The organism is Buttiauxella gaviniae (assembly GCF_040786275.1).
Lineage (GTDB): Bacteria > Pseudomonadota > Gammaproteobacteria > Enterobacterales > Enterobacteriaceae > Buttiauxella > Buttiauxella gaviniae_A.
In genome coordinates this window covers 715,192-737,113 of the sequence record NZ_JBFMVT010000002.1, presented here as the reverse complement: position 1 = coordinate 737,113, position 21,922 = coordinate 715,192, and the positions used below count along the sequence as shown (strand labels likewise).

At 51.9% G+C, this 21,922-nt stretch carries 17 protein-coding genes; 13 read left to right on the top strand and 4 right to left on the bottom strand.

The features are described 5' to 3' along the window. Positions 1 to 11 precede the first annotated feature (11 nt). The 8 genes from iscU (at position 12) to sseB (ending at position 6,160) form a co-directional block, all read left to right on the top strand. Positions 12 to 401: a Fe-S cluster assembly scaffold IscU gene (iscU, locus tag AB1E22_RS04140; protein WP_367594213.1), complete on the top strand. Its 390-nt coding sequence runs from the start codon at positions 12 to 14 to the stop codon at positions 399 to 401. Between the two features lie 79 nt (positions 402 to 480). Continuing rightward, complete coding sequence (gene iscA / locus AB1E22_RS04135) at positions 481 to 804, top strand: iron-sulfur cluster assembly protein IscA (protein ID WP_367594212.1); 324 nt, start codon at positions 481 to 483, stop codon at positions 802 to 804. A 66-nt stretch (positions 805 to 870) separates the two neighbouring features. Further along, positions 871 to 1,386, top strand: coding sequence for a co-chaperone HscB (gene hscB, locus AB1E22_RS04130; protein WP_367594211.1), 516 nt, complete (start codon positions 871 to 873; stop codon positions 1,384 to 1,386). Positions 1,387 to 1,399: 13 nt separating this feature from the next. Further along, a complete protein-coding gene (gene hscA / locus AB1E22_RS04125; protein ID WP_367594210.1) occupies positions 1,400 to 3,250 on the top strand; it encodes a Fe-S protein assembly chaperone HscA in 1,851 nt (616 codons plus the stop codon). A 1-nt stretch (position 3,251) separates the two neighbouring features. Continuing rightward, positions 3,252 to 3,587, top strand: coding sequence for an ISC system 2Fe-2S type ferredoxin (gene fdx / locus AB1E22_RS04120; RefSeq protein ID WP_120065264.1), 336 nt, complete (start codon positions 3,252 to 3,254; stop codon positions 3,585 to 3,587). Between the two features lie 11 nt (positions 3,588 to 3,598). Beyond that, complete coding sequence (gene iscX / locus AB1E22_RS04115) at positions 3,599 to 3,799, top strand: Fe-S cluster assembly protein IscX (RefSeq protein ID WP_367594209.1); 201 nt, start codon at positions 3,599 to 3,601, stop codon at positions 3,797 to 3,799. 58 nt (positions 3,800 to 3,857) lie between these two features. Then, entirely contained in the window at positions 3,858 to 5,144 is a 1,287-nt protein-coding gene (pepB, locus tag AB1E22_RS04110) for an aminopeptidase PepB (protein WP_367594208.1), read from the top strand. A 239-nt stretch (positions 5,145 to 5,383) separates the two neighbouring features. Next, the gene (gene sseB / locus AB1E22_RS04105) at positions 5,384 to 6,160 is read left to right on the top strand and encodes an enhanced serine sensitivity protein SseB (RefSeq protein WP_367594207.1); all 777 of its coding nucleotides are present in this window, start codon (positions 5,384 to 5,386) and stop codon (positions 6,158 to 6,160) included. 21 nt (positions 6,161 to 6,181) lie between these two features. On the opposite strand, the gene AB1E22_RS04100 is transcribed toward sseB, so the two are convergent. From AB1E22_RS04100 to AB1E22_RS04085, 4 genes are all read right to left on the bottom strand, one after another. Further along, complete coding sequence (locus AB1E22_RS04100; protein WP_367594206.1) at positions 6,182 to 6,955, bottom strand: MurR/RpiR family transcriptional regulator; 774 nt, start codon at positions 6,953 to 6,955, stop codon at positions 6,182 to 6,184. Beyond that, positions 6,955 to 7,803, bottom strand: coding sequence for a 3-mercaptopyruvate sulfurtransferase (gene sseA / locus AB1E22_RS04095; RefSeq protein ID WP_367594205.1), 849 nt, complete (start codon positions 7,801 to 7,803; stop codon positions 6,955 to 6,957). Before sseA ends, AB1E22_RS04100 begins: the two co-directional genes overlap by 1 nt. 109 nt (positions 7,804 to 7,912) lie before the next feature. Beyond that, the gene (locus tag AB1E22_RS04090) at positions 7,913 to 9,277 is read right to left on the bottom strand and encodes a 6-phospho-alpha-glucosidase (protein WP_367594204.1); all 1,365 of its coding nucleotides are present in this window, start codon (positions 9,275 to 9,277) and stop codon (positions 7,913 to 7,915) included. 11 nt (positions 9,278 to 9,288) lie between these two features. Further along, positions 9,289 to 10,833 (bottom strand): PTS transporter subunit EIIC, encoded by a 1,545-nt coding sequence (locus AB1E22_RS04085; protein ID WP_367594203.1) that lies wholly within the window; start codon positions 10,831 to 10,833, stop codon positions 9,289 to 9,291. A gap of 324 nt (positions 10,834 to 11,157) precedes the next feature. On the opposite strand from AB1E22_RS04085, the gene AB1E22_RS04080 reads away from it, so the two are divergent. The 5 genes from AB1E22_RS04080 (at position 11,158) to rodZ (ending at position 21,907) form a co-directional block, all read left to right on the top strand. Continuing rightward, positions 11,158 to 16,125, top strand: a complete 4,968-nt coding sequence (locus tag AB1E22_RS04080; RefSeq protein WP_367594202.1) for an alpha-2-macroglobulin family protein — start codon at positions 11,158 to 11,160, stop codon at positions 16,123 to 16,125. A 31-nt stretch (positions 16,126 to 16,156) separates the two neighbouring features. Next, a complete protein-coding gene (pbpC, locus tag AB1E22_RS04075) occupies positions 16,157 to 18,460 on the top strand; it encodes a peptidoglycan glycosyltransferase PbpC (protein WP_367597323.1) in 2,304 nt (767 codons plus the stop codon). A gap of 167 nt (positions 18,461 to 18,627) precedes the next feature. Further along, positions 18,628 to 19,059 carry a nucleoside-diphosphate kinase gene (ndk, locus tag AB1E22_RS04070; RefSeq protein ID WP_034459186.1) on the top strand — a complete coding sequence of 144 codons (432 nt, stop codon included), beginning with the start codon at positions 18,628 to 18,630 and terminating at the stop codon, positions 19,057 to 19,059. 234 nt (positions 19,060 to 19,293) lie between these two features. Next, a complete protein-coding gene (locus AB1E22_RS04065) occupies positions 19,294 to 20,460 on the top strand; it encodes a bifunctional tRNA (adenosine(37)-C2)-methyltransferase TrmG/ribosomal RNA large subunit methyltransferase RlmN (protein ID WP_367594201.1) in 1,167 nt (388 codons plus the stop codon). 439 nt (positions 20,461 to 20,899) lie between these two features. Then, on the top strand, positions 20,900 to 21,907 hold the full coding sequence (gene rodZ / locus AB1E22_RS04060) for a cytoskeleton protein RodZ (RefSeq protein ID WP_367594200.1): 1,008 nt from the start codon (positions 20,900 to 20,902) through the stop codon (positions 21,905 to 21,907). Positions 21,908 to 21,922: the final 15 nt, after the last annotated feature.

The window sequence follows — 21,922 nt, the reverse complement described above, 5'->3', positions numbered from 1 at the left end:
GAGAATTAAAAATGGCTTATAGCGAAAAAGTAATCGATCACTACGAAAACCCACGCAACGTTGGTTCTTTTGATAACGGCGATGCTAGCGTCGGTTCCGGCATGGTAGGTGCGCCTGCTTGTGGTGACGTGATGAAGTTGCAGATCAAGGTCAACAATGACGGTATTATTGAAGACGCGCGTTTCAAAACCTACGGCTGTGGCTCCGCCATCGCTTCCAGCTCGCTGGTAACCGAGTGGGTTAAAGGTAAATCTCTGGATGAAGCGCAGGCTATCAAAAATACCGATATTGCAGAAGAACTTGAACTGCCGCCGGTGAAGATTCACTGCTCAATCCTTGCAGAAGACGCTATTAAAGCGGCAATTGCAGATTACAAAAGCAAACGTGACATTACTAAGTAACTCTAAATAATTCGAGCTTGCAGGCAACACACCTGCAACTCGAAGCATGACGAGTTTAATTTTTGATTGAGGTTGTTGTATGTCGATTACCCTTAGCGACAGTGCTGCCGCACGCGTGAATGCGTTCCTGACCAATCGCGGAAAAGGCTTTGGTTTGCGGTTAGGTGTTCGCACTTCCGGCTGCTCTGGTATGGCTTATGTTCTGGAATTTGTTGATGAACCGATGGCGGAAGACACCGTGTTCGAAGACAAAGGCGTGAAAGTGGTCATCGATGGTAAAAGCCTGCAATTTTTGGACGGTACCCAGCTCGACTTCGTCAAAGAAGGTCTTAACGAAGGGTTTAAATTTACTAACCCTAACGTGAAAGATGAGTGTGGCTGCGGTGAAAGCTTCCACGTCTGATTCTCGCCAATACCCCGCGCAGTAATGCTTCGCGGGGTATCAAGCTTTACTAACCCCGAGTCTGTTATGGATTACTTCACCCTCTTTGGGTTACCGGTAGGCTTCGCCCTCAACACTGAGCTGTTGGCTACCCGTTATCAGGAGCTGCAACGCCAGTTCCACCCGGATAAATACACCAGTCGCCCTCAGGCGGAACAACTGCTGGCGGTCCAACAATCTGCGACCATCAACCAGGCCTGGCAAACGCTGCGTCATCCGTTGCTGCGCGCCGAGTATATTCTCTCTCTAAACGGCTTTGACCTGGCGAACGAACAGCACACCGTGCGTGATACGGCGTTCTTGATGGAACAGCTCGAACTTCGTGAAGAGCTTGATAACATCGAGCATGCTAAAGATAGCGATCGCCTGGAATCCTTTAGCGCCAACGTAAATGCGATGGTGAAAACCCGCATGGCATTGATGGTGAAAGAGCTGGATAATCAGGAGTGGACGCAGGCGGCGGATACCGTTCGTAAACTTCGTTTTCTCGATAAACTGCGCAGCCAAATAGAACAACTCGAAGAAAAGCTGCTCGATTTTTAACTGGAAGCTCAATATGGCGTTATTACAAATTAGTGAGCCGGGCCTAAGTGCGGCCCCACACCAGCGCAAGCTGGCGGCGGGCATTGACCTGGGGACCACCAATTCACTGGTTGCAACGGTTCGTAGCGGGCAAGCTGAAACGCTGCCTGACCATGAAGGGCGTCACCTGTTACCTTCTGTGGTGCATTATCAGCAAGATGGCCTGAGCGTGGGTTGGGATGCGCGAGCGCAAGCAGCAAAAGACCCGGCAAACACCGTCAGTTCGGTAAAACGTCTGATGGGACGCTCTCTTGCCGACATCCAGGCGCGTTACCCGCATCTGCCTTATTCACTCAAAGCGAGTGAAAATGGCCTGCCGATGATCGACACCCCGGCAGGGCTGCTGAACCCTATTCGTATTTCATCCGACATCCTCAAAGCACTTTGCACGCGCGCAACCGAAGCGCTGGAAGGCCAGCTTGACGGTGTTGTGATTACCGTTCCTGCTTATTTCGATGACGCACAGCGCCAGGGTACCAAAGACGCAGCGCGTCTGGCTGGTCTCCACGTTTTGCGCCTGCTGAATGAACCGACCGCTGCGGCCATCGCTTACGGCCTGGATTCAGGCAAAGAAGGCGTTATCGCCGTTTACGATCTGGGCGGCGGTACCTTCGATATTTCCATTCTGCGCCTGAGCCGCGGTGTGTTTGAAGTTCTTGCGACCGGCGGTGATTCTGCATTGGGCGGCGATGACTTCGACCATCTGCTGGCAGACTGGCTGCGTGAGCAAGCAGGCGTTGCCGATCGTAGCGACGATCGCGTTCAACGTCAGTTACTTGATGCGGCCATCGCTGCGAAAATCGCATTGAGCGACGCACAAATCGTAGATGTGGAAGTGGCGGGCTGGAAAGGCACAGTCACTCGCGACCAGTTCAACGAACTGATTGCTGCGTTGGTTAAAAAGACGTTGCTTGCCTGCCGCCGTGCGCTGAAAGATGCCACTGTCGAAGCGAGTGAAGTGCTCGAAGTCGTGATGGTGGGCGGTTCAACGCGTGTGCCATTGGTGCGCGAGCGCGTGGGCGAATTCTTTGGTCGCACGCCGTTGACGTCTATCGACCCGGACAAAGTTGTCGCTATTGGCGCGGCCATTCAGGCGGATATTCTGGTGGGCAACAAACCGGACAGCGAAATGTTGCTGCTGGATGTTATCCCGCTGTCGCTCGGCCTTGAAACCATGGGCGGCCTGGTAGAAAAAGTCATTCCGCGTAATACCACTATTCCGGTAGCGCGTGCGCAAGACTTTACTACCTTTAAAGACGGTCAAACTGCGATGGCGATTCATGTCATGCAGGGCGAGCGCGAACTGGTGCAAGATTGCCGTTCCCTGGCTCGTTTTGCGCTGCGTGGTATTCCGGCGATGCCTGCGGGCGGGGCGCATATCCGCGTCACTTTCCAGGTTGATGCTGATGGCCTGTTGAGCGTCACCGCCATGGAAAAATCTACCGGTGTGGAAGCATCCATTCAGGTGAAACCTTCTTATGGCCTGAGCGATGGTGAAATTGCCACCATGATTCAGGACTCCATGAGCTATGCCGAGCATGATGTGAAAGCGCGTATGCTTGCGGAACAAAAAGTCGATGCGGCCCGTGTGCTGGAAAGCCTGCAGGGTGCATTAACCAGCGATGCTGCGCTGTTAAGCGCGACAGAGCGTGCGGAAATTGACTCAGCGATGGCTGCTTTAAGCGCCGCTGCTGCAGGCGATGACACCGATGCAATTGAACAAGCCATTAAAAACGTAGACAAACAAACCCAGGAATTTGCCGCTCGTCGTATGGATGAATCAATCCGTAAGGCGCTGAAAGGCCATTCCGTGGACGAGGTTTAACATGCCAAAGATTGTTTTTCTGCCTCATCAGGACCTGTGTCCAGAGGGTGCAGTTTTGGAAGCGAATGTCGGTGAAACGATTCTTGATGTTGCCCTGCGCAACGGTATCGAGATTGAACACGCCTGTGAGAAATCCTGTGCCTGCACGACCTGCCACTGTGTCGTGCGTGAAGGTTTCGACTCTCTGGCTGAAAGCACAGAAGACGAAGACGACATGCTGGACAAAGCCTGGGGGCTGGAGCCTGAGAGCCGTTTAAGCTGCCAGGCCCGCGTCACCGACGAAGACCTGGTCGTCGAAATGCCGCGCTACACCATCAACCATGCGCGCGAGCACTAACAGGGGACTCAATGGGACTGAAATGGACCGACAGCCGCGAAATTGGTGAGGCTCTGTATGACAGCCGTCCGGATCTCGATCCGAAAACGGTTCGTTTTACCGATCTGCACCAGTGGATCTGTGAGCTGGAAGAGTTTGATGACGATCCAAACGCTTCCAATGAAAAAATTCTGGAAGCGATTCTGTTAGTCTGGTTAGATGAAGCAGAATAGTGACAAAGGGGCTGCCTGAGGCAGCCTTTTTTACATGTGCGAGATAAAGGAAAATAAAATGACAGAAGCCATGAAAATCAACTTGTCCACCGCGCCTGCCGATGCGCGTTGGGGCGAAAAAGCCGCTTATAGCATTAACGACGAAGGAATTACGCTGCACCTGACAGGCAAAGATGACCTGGGGCTAATCCAACGTGCCGCGCGTAAAATTGACGGCCAGGGCTTGAAGCACGTTCAGCTAGCGGGTGAAGGTTGGGATGTCGAGAAAAGCTGGGCATTCTGGCAGGGTTATCGCGCACCAAAAGGCACGCGCAAAGTTGACTGGGCGCAGTTGGGTGAAGCAGAGCAAAAAGAGCTGAATAATCGCCTGAAAATTATCGACTGGGTACGCCACACCATCAACACCCCAGCCGAAGAATTAGGCCCGGAACAGCTTGCTTCCCGCGCGGTTGACCTGCTGTGTGACGTCGCCTGCGACAACGTTTCCTACCGCATCACCAAAGGTGAAGATCTGCGCGAGCAGAACTACATGGGGATTCACACAGTTGGCCGTGGTTCTGAGCGTCCTCCAGTCCTGCTGGCGCTGGATTACAACCCAACGGGTAACCCGGACGCACCGGTTTACGCCTGTCTGGTGGGCAAAGGCATTACCTTTGATTCCGGCGGCTACAGTATGAAGCAAAGCGCGTTCATGGACTCGATGAAGTCCGACATGGGCGGCGCGGCAACCATTACCGGTGCGCTGGCATTCGCTATCACTCGCGGTCTGGATAAGCGCGTGAAGCTGTTCTTGTGCTGCGCAGACAACCTGGTCAGCGGCAACGCCTTTAAACTGGGCGACATCATCAAATATCGCAACGGCAAAACCGTTGAGGTTATGAACACCGACGCAGAAGGCCGTCTGGTTCTGGCCGATGGCCTGATTGACGCTTGTGCACAAAAACCAGAGCTTATCATCGACTGCGCCACGTTAACTGGTGCGGCAAAAACGGCGCTGGGGAACGATTACCATGCGCTGTTCAGCTTTGACGATGAACTGGTCAACCGCCTGATGGTGAGCGCTACGGCAGAAAACGAACCATTCTGGCGCTTGCCGCTGGCAGAGTTCCACCGCAACCAGTTGCCATCAAACTTTGCTGAATTGAACAACACCTCTAACGCGTCTTTCCCTGCGGGTGCCAGCACGGCGGCGGGCTTCTTGTCCCACTTCGTAGAAAACTACCATCAGGGTTGGTTGCACATCGACTGTTCTGCTACCTACCGTAAAGGTGCGGTTGAGCAGTGGTCTGCGGGCGCAACCGGTATTGGCGTGCGTGCTATTGCAAATCTGTTGACTGGTAAGTAACCCGTTTTCCCCCCTCTCCTGGGGCTGTCTCAATCTGGCATTTGAATCGGGCTCGGACCCCCTCCCAGCCTCCCCCTTGCCAGGTGGAGGAGCAAAAGTGCTCCCTCCCCTGGAAAGGGGAGGGTTGGGGTGGGGTCACCTGTTCCCGAAATTAACAGAGTCACCAGCACTTGTGCTCAAAGATGTGACTAAGAGACAGCCTGAGGGAGAGGGGACAAAATTATTATCCTGGAATCACAATGTCAGAACCAAAAAACGAACTAGAAACCCTGCTGGAACAGGCGGCGACTGAACCCGCTCATCGTCCGGCATTCTTCCGCGTGCTGCTGGAATCCACCGTTTGGGTGCCCGGCGAAGCGGCGGAAGGCGAGGCGATTGACGCCGACAGCGCGGTTGAGCTACAGCACTGGGAAAAAGACGATGGCAGCTCGGTCATTCCGTTCTTTACCTCCCTTGAAGCTCTACAGCAGGCGATTAGCCACGAGCAGGCATTTGTCGTGATGCCGGTGCGCACGCTATTTGAAATGACACAGGGCGCAACCCTTTTCCTGAATGCTAAATTGCCGACAGGCAAAGAATTTACGCCGCGGGAAATTACCCATTTGATCAGCAGCGAAAGCGATCCTTTAACTCAGCAAGAAGTGCTGGAGGGCGGGGCTTCACTGCTGCTGTCCGAAGTGGCTGAGCCGCCTGCGCAAATGGTCGATTCCCTTACAACGCTGTTTAAAAGCCTGAAAACCGTAAAACGCGCATTTCTGTGCTCCATTAAAGAGCAGGCTGACGAACAACCCAATCTGCTGATTGGTATCGAAGCCGACGGCGATATCGACGCGATTATCCGCCAGGCCGGAAGTGTGGCAACGGATACGCTACCGGGCGACGAGCCCGTCGATATTTGTCTGGTTGTCGAAGGTGAAAAGGGCATCAGCCACTTCATGATGGCGCACATTACGCCATTCTATGAACGCCGGTGGGGCAGCTTCCTGCGCGATTTTAAAACTAATCGAATTATCTGATTTGTGATTGCAGGCAACCCGTTAGCTGGTCGCCTGCAACAGCAACAGATCGATAAGCATCACCAGATTAGATTCAAACGAGGTGATCCCCGCAGCTTCTGCTGCATAGTGGACAGCCTCGTCATAAAGCGGAAAATGCACATTAGCCAGTTCGGACAAACTGTTTGGTGACGCCCGCGTAAATGCCACGATCGACATACCCACATTCTGCGCGATTCGCGCTTTATCCAGCACCTGCTCGGTTTCGCCGCTGCGTGAAATAGCGATAAACACCTGATACTTCGATGCATTACTTAGAAATATTCCCCGGCTGTCGCCAGGCCCGGAAATAAACGCCGTTTTGCCTAACACCTGGAGTTTTTTCGTCAGGTATTCGGCAAACAGATAGGAAAAACCCGCGCCGTATAAAAAGAAGCTCTCCTTTTCACGCAGCAGCTTAGCAAACTCTGCCATTAGCTCTGGCGTGACCCAGCGGAACGTTTGCTGGTAATTCGCCACAAACTGATCGAACAAAACGGGCAATGTGGCAGAAGACTGCGCGGCCTGATTAGTAATGTGCGGCGTGCTGGAAAGCAGTTGCTTGCAGTGCCAGATAAATTCGCTGTAGCCGCTAAATCCGAGTTTATGGCACAGCCGCATAATTGTGGCACTTGAGACAAACGTCGCGTGGGCCAGTTCCCGCACCGTGATATTCCCCACCAACAGCGGATGATTAGTCAGGTGCGAGAGCACGCGATACTCAGCGCGGGTTAAAGACTCCCCACGCTCCAGTAACCCTACCAGGCGGTTATCCATTATTGAGAAGCGGGCTCGACGGGTAAATCTGCGCGTGCACCCCATTCGCTCCATGAACCGTCATACAGCGAAACGCCGCTAACGCCAAGCGTGGTTAACGCAAGTACCACGACCGCCGCTGTTACACCGGAACCACAGCTTGCGATGATAGGTTTATCAAACTCAACGCCCTGACGGGTGAAAATTTCATTCAGGTCATCGGTTGTTTTCAACTGACCGTTTTCCACCAGATCGTTCCAGGGAACGTTTAACGCACCGGGAATATGCCCGCGCCGTAAACCCGGACGCGGTTCGTCTACCTGAGCGTTAAAGCGCGGAGCAGGGCGAGCGTCAACAATTTGCGCGGTGCCTTCATGGCTTACTAGCAGAACATCCGTCAGGCGCTTGATTACCATCGGGTCGAAATTTACTTCGAACTCCCCTTCCGGTAATTCCACATCACCTTGCTGGAGCGGTAATTCTTCGCGCTGCCAGTCGGCCAAGCCACCGGCCAGAATCGACACATTTTCAACGCCGAAAGTACGCAGCATCCACCACGCACGCGGTGCAGAGAAAAGATTACCTTCATCATAAACAATCAGATGTTTATCGTGACTAATGCCCAATTCACGCATAGCGACAGCAAAGGCTTCCGCCCGCGGCATCATATGCGGCAGGGGGCTTGTGTGATCGGAAAGGGCTTCGATATCGAAAAAGACCGCTCCTGGCAGATGGCCTGCACGATACTCGCCAGCCATATCACGATGTTCCTGGCCGGGAGGAGCCATGCGAGCATCAATAATCTGGATATTCGCATCATTAACATGTTCTGCGAGCCAGTCGCCCGCAACGAAGAAAGTGGTGGACATGGTTGCCTCCGAATCGTCAATCAATAACGGATTGTCGGTGTTTTTTACTAAACCGACAAGCAACCATATCCTGGTGCGCGAGGTAGCTCGAATTTATTGAATAAAAGCGCTATTTCACCGCTTCGCCGTCTTTCCAGGCCTGTTGAAGCTGCGGCCAATAATCACGGTTAGCTTCAATCATATCGTCGAGAATTGCCTTCGCGTGCTGCATGGTCGGCACTGTCCTGTTCAACGTAAATGCCTGCAAGGCTTTCTCATAGCTCCCTTCAATCGTTGCTTCTACCAGCAATTGTTCCGAAGCTAACTGCTGCATTAACAGCGTCTGGTGGAAGAGAGGAACCGCGCCCATGCGCACCGGCTCCGGCCCTTCTGAAGTAATGTAGGCAGGCACTTCAACCATCGCGTCATACGGCAGGTTAGCGATAGCCCCTTTGTTTTCTACAATCACCAGGTGGCGCTGGCGTAAATCAAAAGCCAGCGAGCAGGCGACATCAACAATAAAGGCCCCGTGAACGCCGACATGGAATGCATCCGGCAGAATTCCGGTTTTTTTATACTCGTCGGCGGCGGCAAACAGCTTCTTCTCGCGCCCGTCCATGACTTCATTGGCGCGGGTGTAGTCCGGGTTTTGATGCTCAACGATGTCGTTCGGCATCAGATAATATTGCAGATATGGGTTCGGTAGGTATTCCGGGAAATGATCCATAATCGGCTTAATGTGACGCCAGGTTTTCACCCACGATGGATCGGAGTGCTGGGGATCGGTTTGCGCGGCGTCCTCTGTCAGCAGGCCAAATTTAGCGATATGGCGGCGCAGCTCCGGCAAGCGATCTTCCCCATCCACCAGCACACGGGTAAACCAGCCAAAGTGGTTGAGGCCAAAGTAATCGACTTCCAGCTTATGGCGGTCAACGCCAAGAATAGCTCCCATATTGCGCATCGCTGCTACCGGCATATCACAAATATTCAGTACGCGAGCGTTTGGACGCAAGCGGCGCACGCCTTCCGCCACGATGGCCGCCGGATTGGAATAATTCACAATCCACGCTTTTTGATGGGCATAACGTTCAACAAAATCACACAGTTCTACCATTGGCAAAATGGTGCGCAGACCATACGCCAGGCCGCCAGGGCCGCAGGTTTCTTGCCCGACGACGCCGTGACGTAGTGGAATTTTTTCATCCTGCTCGCGCATTTTATACTGCCCAACGCGCATCTGTGCGAACACGAAATGGGCACCGCTAAAGGCGACTTCTGGATCGGTGGTCACGGTAAATTTGATGCTCTGGCTATGGTCCCGGATCACTTTCTCAACCACCGGAGCAATCACCGCCTGGCGCTCGCCATCAATATCGTAGAGGCGAATTTCAGCGAGTGGGAAATCGGCCAGACGCACCATCAGGCTCTTAACAATGCCCGGTGTGTATGTGCTACCGCCACCGGCAATGGACAAAATAAATGGGGGTTTAAACATCATTGACTCCTTTAGAGAAACGTCTCTACTGCTTCACGCATTTTTTTGACATGCAGCCCGTAGACCACCTGAACGTTATTACCTTGTTTAATCACCCCTTTCGCGCCGGTCGATTTCAGGCGGGGTTCGTCGATAACAGACACGTCGCGTACGGTGACCCGCAGGCGGGTATAGCAGTTATCAACCACTTCAATATTGGCTCGACCACCCAGCCCTTCGATAATGGCTTCGCCAAGCCCATCGTTGCTGCCTTTGGCCTGATACTCTTGTTTGCTATACAGTTTTGTCTCCTGGTCATCCGTTTCACGTCCTGGTGTTTTCATATCGAAGCGACGAATCAGGAAGCGGAAGACCAGGAAGTAGATGACAGACATCGTCAGGCCAACCGCGATATACATCGGCCAGTTGGATTTCTCGGTGCCCAGCGGCAGGTTATAAAGAATGAAATCGATAATGCCGTTGGCACCGATGGCGTGAACGCTCAGCAGATAGAACAACATCATGCCAAGACCCGTCAGAACCGCATGGACGCCAAACAGCAGCGGGGCGACGAACAGGAAGGAAAACTCCAGCGGCTCAGTGACGCCAACCAGCATGGAGGTCAGCGCTGCAGGAATAAGGATGGCTTTGGCGGCGGCTTTGCGCTCAGGTTTTGCCGTCATATACATGGCGAGTGCGGCAGCGGGAAGGCCGAACATTTTACTGATACCACGCGCATCCCACACCACGGTGCTGCTGAGTTGATGAACGCTCGGGCATGCCATTTCGGCGAAGTAAATATTGCGCGCGCCCTGGTAAATGTTGCCGCATACATCCGCAGTCCCCCCTAATTCGGTGTACAAGAAGGGGGTGTAAACCAGGTGATGAAGGCCGGTTGGCACAAGAATACGTTCCAGGAAACCGTAGATAGCCACGCCAAAGGCCCCGGCACCTTTAATCGCTAACGCAAGGGCGCTAATTCCGTGCTGAGCAAATGGCCAAATTTCACTCATCACCACACCGAGTAACATCGAAACCGGCAGCATGATAATGGCGACAAAACAGTGCCCAGAGTAAATCGCCATCGCGCCAGAAAACTGTACGCTGGAGTAACGGTTGTACAAATAACCCGATAGCGCGCCGGTAAGAATCCCTGCGAAGACACCCATCTCAAGCACCTGCACGCCTAAAACCATGCTTTGCCCGGCGGCTCTCATTTGGTCGGCAGGTGCCAGCTCACCCTGGAGCTGTAATGTCACATTCATTGCGTTAATAAAGACAATAAAAGTGACCAGGCCAATGAGTGCCGCGTAGCCTTTATCTTTCGCAGCAAGACCGATGGGAATCCCAACGCCAAACACTAGCGCGAGGTTTGCCAGGACCGAAACGGCAGACTTTGAGATCAATACTCCCGTATGCTGAATTGAAGGGTGGTCGAGAAACGGTAGGTATTCCGAGAGGTTACCATTGCCCAATACATTACCAAACGCGATAAATAAACCGACGATGGGTAAAATAAGCACCGGGCCATAGAGTGATTTTCCGAAATTTTGTAGGGCGTTAACGGCACTTTTCATTTAGCAGTCTCTTATTATCACTTTGGCTAAACACCGCTTTGAGGCAGCGACTCAGCTCAAAATGTAGCAAGGGCAGCGGCTGTTGATCCACTTATCTTATTGTTTTAAAAACAAATGACTCATAAGGTAACATGTAACCTTTCAGGGTGTGATCGTGCTTCCATTTTGAATCTTTATTCTTCTTGAAACAGTTGCATCACTGCGTTTTTTCTTTGCGAGAAGCTACGCAATGTACTGTTTCCATACTTTCGCTTTTCTTACTAATCCGCATAATACTTTCCACTACATGGTGGGCTAATAGGCCTTCGAGGCCAGGGATAAAACATGAGAGCAATACGTTTGGGGGCGCTGGCAGCCACGCTGGTCGCTGCATTGGCACTTGCAGGGTGTGACAATAACGATAAACCTCAGCCAGTAGAGAAAAGCGACAGTGCGGCTCAGCAAAATGCTGCACCTGCTGCGGCAAAGCCAAACGCATCGCAGCTTGAAAAACTTGCGAAGGAATCTGCGGGCAAACCGCTGAAGTTGCTTGATGCTTCTGAAGTCCAACTGGATGGCGCGAGTACACTCGTTCTCACATTCTCAATCCCCTTAGATCCCAACCAGGATTTTTCACGCGTGGCGCATTTGGTTGATAAAACGAGTGGCAAAGTTGACGGTGCGTGGGAACTTTCAGACTCACTCAAAGAGCTGCGTTTACGCCATCTTGAGCCCAAACGTGAATTGATAGTGACCGTTGATAACGGGCTACTGGCACTGAACAAAGCGACTTTTGGCCTTCATTTTGAAAAACAAATTTCGACCCGCGATATTCAACCGAGCGTGGGCTTTGCCAGCCGGGGCTCGTTGTTGCCTACGAAAGTGATTGCCGGTTTGCCGGTGATGGCACTTAACGTCGATAAAATTGACGTCAACTTCTACCGCATAAAAAGTGAATCGTTAAGCTCGTTCATCAGCCAGTGGCAATATCGGAACTCCGTTTCTAACTGGGAGTCTGACAACTTATTACAACTAGCGGATCTGGTGTACAGCGGGCGGTTTGATCTGAATCCTGCTCGTAATACGCGTGAGAAGTTGTTGCTACCGTTAGGTGAAATTAAGCCGCTACAGCAGCCTGGCGTTTACATTGCCATTATGAATCAGGCGGGCCATTACAGTTACAGTAACGCCGCGACGCTGTTTACTCTGAGCGATATTGGCGTGTCTGCGCACCGTTACCATGATCGCCTGGATGTCTTTACTCAAAGTCTTGAAAATGGGTCGGCTCAATCCGGCGTAGATATCACTCTACTTAATGAGAAAGGCCAAACGCTGGCACAGGCCAGGAGTGACAGCGATGGCCATACAACGCTTGAGAAAATAGACAAAGGCACATTACTGCTGGCACGTACCACCGAGCAAACCACTCTGCTGGATTTGAATCGTCCGGCTCTGGACCTGGCTGAGTTTAATATTGCCGGAGATGTCGGATACAGTAAGCAATTCTTTATGTTTGGCCCACGGGATCTGTATCGCCCAGGTGAAACCGTTCTGGTAAATGCGTTATTACGCGATAGCGACGGTAAAGCCTTGCCTGCCCAACCGGTAAAACTTGAAGTAGTAAAACCTGACGGCCAGGTAGCCCGAACACAAGTCTGGCAACCTGAAAAAGGCTTATACCAGTTTAGTTATCCATTGAACCAGGATGTACAAACTGGCACTTGGCAGGTACGTGTCAATACGGGTGATAACCAGCCGCGTGTATGGTCATTTAAAGTCGAAGACTTCATGCCAGAGCGTATGGCACTTAACATCACCGGCGACCCACAACCCGTCTCCCCTGATGATGCTGTTAGCTTCGAAATTTCTGGGCGCTACCTGTACGGTGCGCCTGCATCCGGTAACAGTTTGCAAGGGCAACTCTTCTTGCGCCCACTGCGTGAAGCCGTTACGGCTTTGCCAGGGTTCCAGTTTGGCAACATTAATGAAGATAATCTCACGCGTAATCTGGATGAAGTTCAGCTCCAGCTAGATGAACAAGGCAAAACAACGGTCAGCACCGACAGCCAATGGTCTGATGTTCTATCGCCTTTACGACTGGTGTTGCAAGCCAGTTTGCTGGAGTCAGGGGGCCGCCCGGTAACGCGTCGTGCGGAACAAGCTATCTGGCCAGCAGAGGCGTTGCCGGGCATCCGCCCGCAATTCGCCAGCAAGCAAGTCTATGACTATCGCACTGACAGTACCCGTACTCAGCCCATCGTCGATGAAGACAGTAGCGCCGGTTTTGACGTTGTGTACGCCAATGCAAAAGGAGAAAAACTGGCGGTTACAGGGCTTGATGTTCGCCTGATTCGTGAACGCCGGGATTACTTCTGGAGTTGGGAAGAGGGGCAAGGTTGGCAGTCGCAATATGACCAAAAAGATTTGGTAGAAGCGGAAGAAAAGCTGGATTTGGCGGCGGGTGAAACGGGCAAAGTTGCCTTCCCCGTAGAGTGGGGGTCTTATCGCCTCGAAGTCCGTGACGCGCATACTGACATCGTCAGCAGCCTTCGTTTCTGGGCAGGTTATAGCTGGCAAGATAATAGTGATGGAGAAGGTGCGGTACGCCCCGATCGCGTGACGCTAAAAATTGATAAGCCGAGCTACAAACCCGGTGACACTATCAATCTGCATATTTCTGCCCCGGCCGCAGGCAAAGGCTACGCGATGGTTGAATCCAGCGATGGGCCACTGTGGTGGAAAGAAATTGATGTGCCAGCGAAGGGGCTGGATATCGCCATTCCCGTTGATAAAAGCTGGCAGCGCCATGACCTTTACCTGAGCACATTGGTTATTCGCCCTGGTGATAAGAGCCGTGCCGCCACGCCAAAACGCGCTGTTGGTCTGCTGCATTTACCGCTCGGTGATGAAAGCCGTCGGCTGGCCCTTGAGTTAGAAACTCCGGCCAAAATGCGTCCGAATCAAAACCTCACGGTGAAAGTAAAAACCAAGGCTATTAACGGGACTATGCCGAAGCAAATTAACGTCCTGGTTTCTGCTGTTGATAGCGGCGTATTGAATATTACTGACTACAAAACCCCAGACCCATGGGAGTCCTTCTTTGGTCGTAAACGTTATGGTGCAGATTTATACGATATTTACGGTCAGGTCATCGAAGGCGAAGGGCGTTTAGCCGCATTACGCTTTGGTGGTGATGGCGATGAAGGGGATGAGCTAAGTCGCGGCGGTAAAAAACCGGTTAACCATGTCACTATCATCGCTGAACAAGCCCTGCCGGTACAACTGAATGAAAATGGTGAAGGTACCGTCACGCTACCTATCGGTGATTTTAACGGTGAACTGCGTGTAATGGCGCAGGCATGGACGGAAGAGCGTTATGGTAACAGCGAACAAAAAGTTGTCGTCGCAGCGCCCCTGGTCACTGAACTGGCGGCTCCGCGTTTTATGGCAAGTGGCGATACCAGCCGTTTAGCCATGGATCTCACAAACCTTACTGACACTCCTCAAAACCTTACGTTAAACCTGAATACCAGCGGTTTAATTACCCTTGGTTCCCCTGATTCGCAAACGCTGCAATTAGCGCCAGGCGCACGTAAAACGGTGTTTATTTCTGTGAGTGCACTGGAAGGCTTTGGTGATGGTCAGCTAAATGCACAAATTAGCGGTGTGAACTTGCCAGGGGAAATATTCACGCCTCTTCAAAAACAATGGAAATTAGGCGTACGTCCTCCATTCCCTGCGCAAAACATCAACAGTGGCGCGGTGCTTGCTGCAGGTGAAGTTTGGGATATTCCACCGCAGCATATTTCTGGCTTAGCCCCATCAACGCTAGAAGGTCAGATGCTGTTAAGTGGACGCCCGCCGCTTAATCTTGCGCGCTATATTCGTGAGCTTAAAGCCTATCCGTATGGTTGCCTTGAACAAACTACAAGCGGGTTATTCCCGTCGCTTTATATCAATCAGGCTCAGCTCGCCGCGCTTGGAATAAGCGGAACCACAGATGAGCAGCGTCGGGCTGCAATCGATCTGGGGATTTCTCGCCTGTTGGATATGCAGCGCGATAACGGAAGCTTTGGGCTGTGGGATAAAGAAGGGCCGGAAGAGTACTGGCTAACGGCCTACGTCACTGATTTCCTGGTGCGAGCGAGTGAGCAGGGCTATAGCGTAAATACGGATTCTCTTAATAAAGCGAATCAGCGGTTGCTGCGTTATCTTCAGGATTCAGGGCTTATCGCGCTGCGTTATAGCGATGATGCCGCAGCCAGTAAATTTGCGATTCAGGCATACGCAGGCCAGGTTTTGGCTCGTCAGCAAAAAGCCCCGTTGGGGGCGTTGCGTGAAGTGTGGGCACGCCATAACACAGCCCGAGCAGGCCTGCCTTTAGTACAATTGGGGGCGGCATTAAAACTGATGGGTGATGCGCCGCGCGGCGATAAGGCTATTCAATCAGGTTTGCAAACCCCTCGCAGTGATGAGCGAATTTGGCTGGCTGACTACGGCAGCGAATTGCGTGACAAAGCGATGATGCTGAATCTCCTGGAAGAGAATAAGTGGTTTGGGGAACAACAGAATCAATTGCTGATGGATCTCTCAAACCTTGCTTATAGCCAGCGCTGGCTCTCCACTCAGGAAAGCAATGCTCTATTCCTTGCTGGCCGTAACTGGCAAACGGCAAAAGGGGATTGGCAGTCGCAAGTCTCGTTTGCTGCAGAACCATTAACCGGTACGCAATCTGTGACTCGCAATTTAACCGTTGAACAACTCGCAGGTTTGCAAGTCACTAATACTGGTACCAGCAATCTTTATCTTCGCGTCGACAGCGTGGGCTATCCGCTTCAGGCTCCAGCCCCTTCCAGCAATGTGCTGCATATTGATCGCCATTTCCTGGATGCGCAAGGCAACCGTAAATCGCTTTCAGATCTAAAAAGCGGCGAGTTGATTTTGGTTTGGCTGGATGTGTGGGCGGATAAAAACGTGCCAGATGCGTTGGTGGTCGATTTACTCCCCGCCGGGATTGAACTGGAAAATCAGAATCTTTCTGAAAGCAGCGCCAGTCTGAACGAAAGTGATAATCAGATTCAGGGGTTATTGAGCCAGATGCAACAGGCCGATATTCAGCATATGGAATTCCGTGATGACCGCTTTGTTGCTGCATTGCCGCTCAATGAGAGCCAGCATGCGACGTTGATTTACCTGGCGAGAGCAGTCACACCAGGAACTTATCATGTGCCCGTTTCACAAGTGGAATCTATGTATATACCTCAATGGCGGGCAACAGGTACCAGCCCCGGCATGCTGACTGTTCAGCCGTAGCAGGCCAGGCAAAGTGCTAAAACTTTTACGCTTGTGGCACCGCTATTTAATTGTGGTGCTGCCTCTTATCTTACTTGCGGGAGTTTGGCTTGCGGACCGGATTTGGCCTCTGCCGCTTTTTCAGGTAAACCCTGCGCGAGTGGTAGTGGCTGCGGATGGCACACCGCTGTGGCGTTTTGCTGATGAAAATGGGATCTGGCGCTATCCGGTTACGATCGATGACGTTTCGCCGCGTTATCTTGATGCCTTGATCAACTATGAAGATCGCTGGTTTTGGGATCACCCTGGGGTTAACCCGCTCTCGATCCTTCGTGCGGCAGGGCAGGATCTGCTGAGCGGTAAAGTGATTTCGGGTGGCAGTACATTGACGATGCAGGTAGCGAGATTGCTCGATCCACACCCCCGCACCTTTGGTGGCAAAATTCGCCAGGTGTGGCGAGCGCTACAGCTGGAATGGCATCTCTCAAAAGAACAGATTCTCACGCTGTACCTCAATCGGGCACCCTTTGGCGGCACGTTACAGGGGATAGGGGCAGCAAGTTGGGTCTATCTGGGAAAATCCCCAAAACACCTCAGTTACGCAGAAGCCGCGCTATTAGCCGTTCTACCCCAGGCACCAAGCCGCCTTCGACCGGACCGTTGGCCTGAACGCGCACAGGTCGCGCGCAATAAAGTTCTTATCCGTATGGCCGAGCAAGCAGTCTGGGAACCGCAGCAGGTAAAGGAATCTCTTGAAGAGCCTGTCTGGCTTGCTCCCCGACAAATGCCGCAGTTAGCGCCGTTGCTTTCGCGTTATCTGGTGAGCCGGACAAATGCACAGAAAATAACAACCACTCTTGATGCTTCGTTGCAGCGGCAACTGGAGGAGCTTGCGCTGAACTGGAAAGCACAATTACCGCCGCGTTCATCCCTGGCGATGCTGGTTGTGGATCATACTACTATGGAGGTGCGCGGTTGGGTTGGTTCTGTCGATATCAACGATCAAAGCCGTTTCGGGCATGTTGATATGGTCACGGCGATCCGTTCGCCCGGATCGGTGCTTAAACCTTTCGTTTACGGTCTTGCGCTGGATGATGGGCTTATTCATCCCACATCGTTATTGCAGGATGTGCCGCGCCGCTTTGGTGATTACCGTCCTGGAAATTTCGATACTGGTTTTCATGGCCCGGTCAGCATGAGTGACGCGCTGGTGCGTTCGCTTAATCTTCCTGCGGTACAAGTTCTGGAAGCTTACGGCCCAAAACGCTTTGCTGCAAAGTTACGTAATGTGGGCTTAGATCTCCGTTTCCCTGCGGGTAGTGAACCCAATCTTTCATTGATTTTAGGCGGTGGTGGGGCGCGTCTTGATCAGATTGTTGCAGCTTACAGCGCTTTTGCCCGCCGCGGCCGAGCTGCGCAGTTACGCTTGCTACCAGAACAACCTCTAATGGAACGACCTTTGATGTCTGAAGGAGCGGCCTGGATTATTCGCCGCATTCTGGCGGGGGAAGCCCAGCCACAGTCGGATGCCACGTTGCCCGCTGTCGTTCCTCTAGCGTGGAAAACGGGAACTAGCTATGGCTACCGTGATGCATGGGCAGTAGGTATCAATCCCCGGTATCTCATTGGCATCTGGACCGGGCGGCCTGATAGCACACCAGTTGCGGGACAGTTTGGTTTGGGCAGTGCGGTACCGCTGTTAAATCAAGTGAATAATTTGCTGCAAGCCAGCTCCGCTGTACAGCAAGTGCGGCTGCCTGTTGACCCGCGCCCTGCATCAGTTTCTACAGGGGAAATTTGCTGGCCTGGCGGGCAGAATCTGGCGGCTGGCGATAGCAATTGCCGACGCAGATTAGCCAGTTGGTTGTTGGATAATAGCCAACCGCCAACGCTTGAAGCACTGGGGCAGGAGGGGATTCAGGGGTCAAGAATGCTCATCTGGCTTGATAACAAGGGTAAGCGTGTCGCGGCGGATTGTCCGAAAGCTACGCAACATATTGTCTCTCTCTGGCCTCTGCCCCTTGAGCCATGGCTGCCCGCGAGTGAAAGACGATCGGCGCGTTTGCCTGAAGTCTCAGCGCTTTGTCCTCCCCCGCAGAAAGATGAAGTTACGCCTTTATTGTTGTTAGGCGTTCGTGAGGGCGCTATTTTGAAGCGTCTACCTGGCGAATTGCGCTTAGCGCTTCGTCTTAGTGTGCAGGGTGGGCAAGGAGATCGCTGGTGGTTTTTAAACGGGGAACCCGTCAGTGAAAGCGGAAAGGGAATCGCGCTCAATCTGGATAAACCGGGCGCGTATCAGGTTTTAGTGCTTGATGAAGGCGGGCAGGTTGCGGCTGCACACTTCACGTTGCAGTAGAAGCGTAGTGTGATTTTTAGGCAGTTAAGCTGAAAATGTTGCTGATGTTCATCTTATTTTAAAAAAATGTTATCCACATCCATAGGCAACGCGAGACTTGCTCATTATAATCGGCGCCAAATCATAACCGGCTGGCCGGTGCAAACAGAACAGACACAGAGGTAATCATGGCTATTGAACGTACTTTTTCCATCATCAAACCAAACGCGGTGGCAAAAAACGTTATTGGTAATATTTATGCTCGTTTTGAATCCGCAGGGTTTAAAATTGTAGGCGCAAAAATGCTGCACTTGACCTCTGAGCAGGCTCAGGGTTTCTACGCTGAGCACGAAGGCAAACCTTTCTTCGACGGTCTGGTTGCATTCATGACTTCAGGTCCAATCATGGTTAGCGTTCTGGAAGGCGAAAATGCCGTTCAGCGTCATCGTGATATTCTGGGAGCCACTAACCCTGCTAATGCTTTGGCGGGTACTCTGCGTGCTGATTACGCTGACAGCTTTACCGAGAATGGGACTCACGGTTCTGATTCTGTTGAATCTGCCGCCCGTGAAATTGCGTATTTCTTCGCTGAAGGCGAAGTGTGCCCGCGCACTCGCTAAAATAGCTGTCATTCTTTGAGCTGCTGGGTGTTGGCTGTAACTCAAGGGATGTTGGGTAACGTTATTTACTGTTAAGTGCTGTTTACATTTTATTTGTCTGACACTGCTTTCAGTCGTGGCTTCTGTGCCATAGAATTTGTACAATGTTGCGCCCCGGACGAGCATACTCTCCGGGGCGTATCTTTTTTAACCCACCTGGGGCCGTAACGTGTAACAACGAGGCCGGAAGAAATTATGTCAGAGCAAATTGTCAATTCTGAGACGCCTGTTTCAGTCGTTTCCAGCAAGTCAGAAAAAATTAACCTGTTGGATCTTAACCGCCAGCAACTGCGTGAGTTCTTCGCTGAAATGGGCGAAAAACCGTTCCGCGCTGATCAAGTCATGAAATGGATGTATCACTATTGCAGTGATGACTTCGATGAAATGACCGACATCAACAAAGTTCTGCGCAACAAACTTAAAGAAGTTGCTGAAATCCGTGCTCCAGAGGTTGCTGAAGAGCAGCGTTCTGCTGATGGCACCATCAAATGGGCCATCAAAATTGCCGATCAACTGGTGGAAACGGTATACATCCCGGAAGAAGATCGCGCCACACTGTGCGTCTCTTCTCAGGTAGGCTGCGCTCTGGAATGCAAATTCTGTTCTACCGCTCAGCAAGGTTTTAACCGTAACCTTCGCGTTTCTGAAATTATCGGCCAGGTATGGCGTGCGGCGAAAATTATTGGCGCGCAAAAGAAAACCGGCGTTCGTCCTATCACCAACGTGGTGATGATGGGCATGGGTGAGCCACTGCTGAACCTCAACAACGTGGTTCCAGCGATGGAAATCATGCTGGATGATTTCGGTTTCGGGCTTTCTAAACGCCGCGTTACGCTTTCTACTTCTGGTGTGGTTCCGGCTCTGGATAAATTGGGCGACATGATTGACGTGGCACTGGCCATTTCACTGCATGCTCCGACCGATGAAATTCGTGACCAGATCATGCCGATTAACAAAAAGTACAATATCGAGACTTTCCTGTCTGCGGTACGTCGTTATCTGGAAAAATCCAACGCTAACCAAGGCCGCGTAACCGTGGAATATGTTCTGTTGGATCACATCAACGACGGTACTGAGCATGCGCATCAGCTGGCGGAATGCCTTAAAGATACGCCATGCAAAATCAACCTGATCCCATGGAACCCGTTCCCGGGCGCGCCATATGGTCGTAGCTCCAATAGCCGTATTGACCGTTTCTCAAAAGTACTGATGAGTTATGGCTTCACGACTATCGTGCGTAAGACTCGCGGTGATGACATTGATGCGGCTTGTGGTCAGTTGGCAGGTGAGGTGATTGACCGTACTAAACGTACGTTGCGTAAGCGTATGCAAGGTGAACCTATTGATGTTAAAGCAGTCTGATAAGCGTTTGGCTTGTTAGGCTTGAGCCATGCAGCCGTATTGCTGCATGGCTTGAAAAACACATAGTTATATCTTCTGGTTATGCAAGTTCAGCAAGTATCTTTAAGATTAATAATTACGGTGCGTTTCCCTGCACTTTAAGGCAGTATGTAGCGGTACAACAATAGTTTAGGCACATCTATCTAAGCCGCCGTAGGACGCAATCCACTGACAACATTCAAAATGGTGTCTATGGTTAACTCATCGGTGATGAATCGTTCATGTAAAGCATTAGGTTTATGTGAGCAAGTAGTGTGATCTAAACGCAATATTGTCTGGAGGTTCGGCCTTCAGAAAACAAATTTGTTTCGCGGAGCGGGAGTGTGTGGCGTAGCGGAAATGCTGTGCGACAGGGCTCCTGCCTAATTCCTCAATCGAACAGTACCAGCAGTTGTAGCTAATGAATACTGAAGCCACTCACGAATCAAATGCAGCAAAAACCACGGGTGAACGTCTACGTACTGCCCGTGAAGAACTCGGTCTTAGCCAACAAGCCGTGGCAGAACGCCTGTGCCTGAAGGTTTCCACCGTTCGGGATATTGAAGATGACAAGGCGCCTGCTGAATTAGCGTCTACGTTCCTGCGTGGTTATATCCGCTCTTATGCACGCCTGGTGCATATCCCGGAAGAAGAATTATTGCCAATGATGGAAAAACAGGCGCCGATTAGGGCTGCCAAAGTTGCTCCAATGCAGAGTTTCTCTCTGGGCAAACGTCGTAAAAAACGTGACGGTTGGTTGATGAGCTTTACCTGGCTCATCCTGTTTGTGGTTGTCGGCCTGACCGGAGCATGGTGGTGGCAGAACCACAAAGCGCAGCAGGAAGAGATCTCAACTATGGCAGATCAATCTTCAGCTGAACTTTCAGCCAGCAACAGCAATTCTCAGTCCGTTCCATTGAATACAGGTGATTCTGCTGCAGCTGATACTTCAGCACAGCAGCCTGCTCAGACTCCCGCCGAGCAATCGGCTTCTGCAACGCCAGCCACACAAAATCAGGCGGCTGCCGTAACGGCTCAGCAAACTGCGCCAGCGGATTCTTCCGCTGTAGTAGCACCAAGCCAGGCACCGGTTGATAACGCTCAGGCAACAACGCCTGCTCCGGTGGCACCGAACGCAGCACTTCCAACCGACCAGGCGGCTGTATCAACTCCAGCGGCCGATCCGAATGCGTTAGTCATGAATTTCAACGCCGATTGCTGGCTTGAAGTGACCGACGCAACCGGTAAAAAATTGTTCAGCGGCATGCAGCGTAAAGATGGCAATTTAAATTTAGCCGGTCAGGCACCGTATAAGTTAAAAATTGGTGCACCGGCGGCAGTACAGATTCAGTTCCAGGGTAAACCTGTCGATCTGAGTCGTTTTATCAGAACTAGCCAGGTTGCACGTCTGACAGTAAGTGCTGAATAATCACAGCCAGCATGA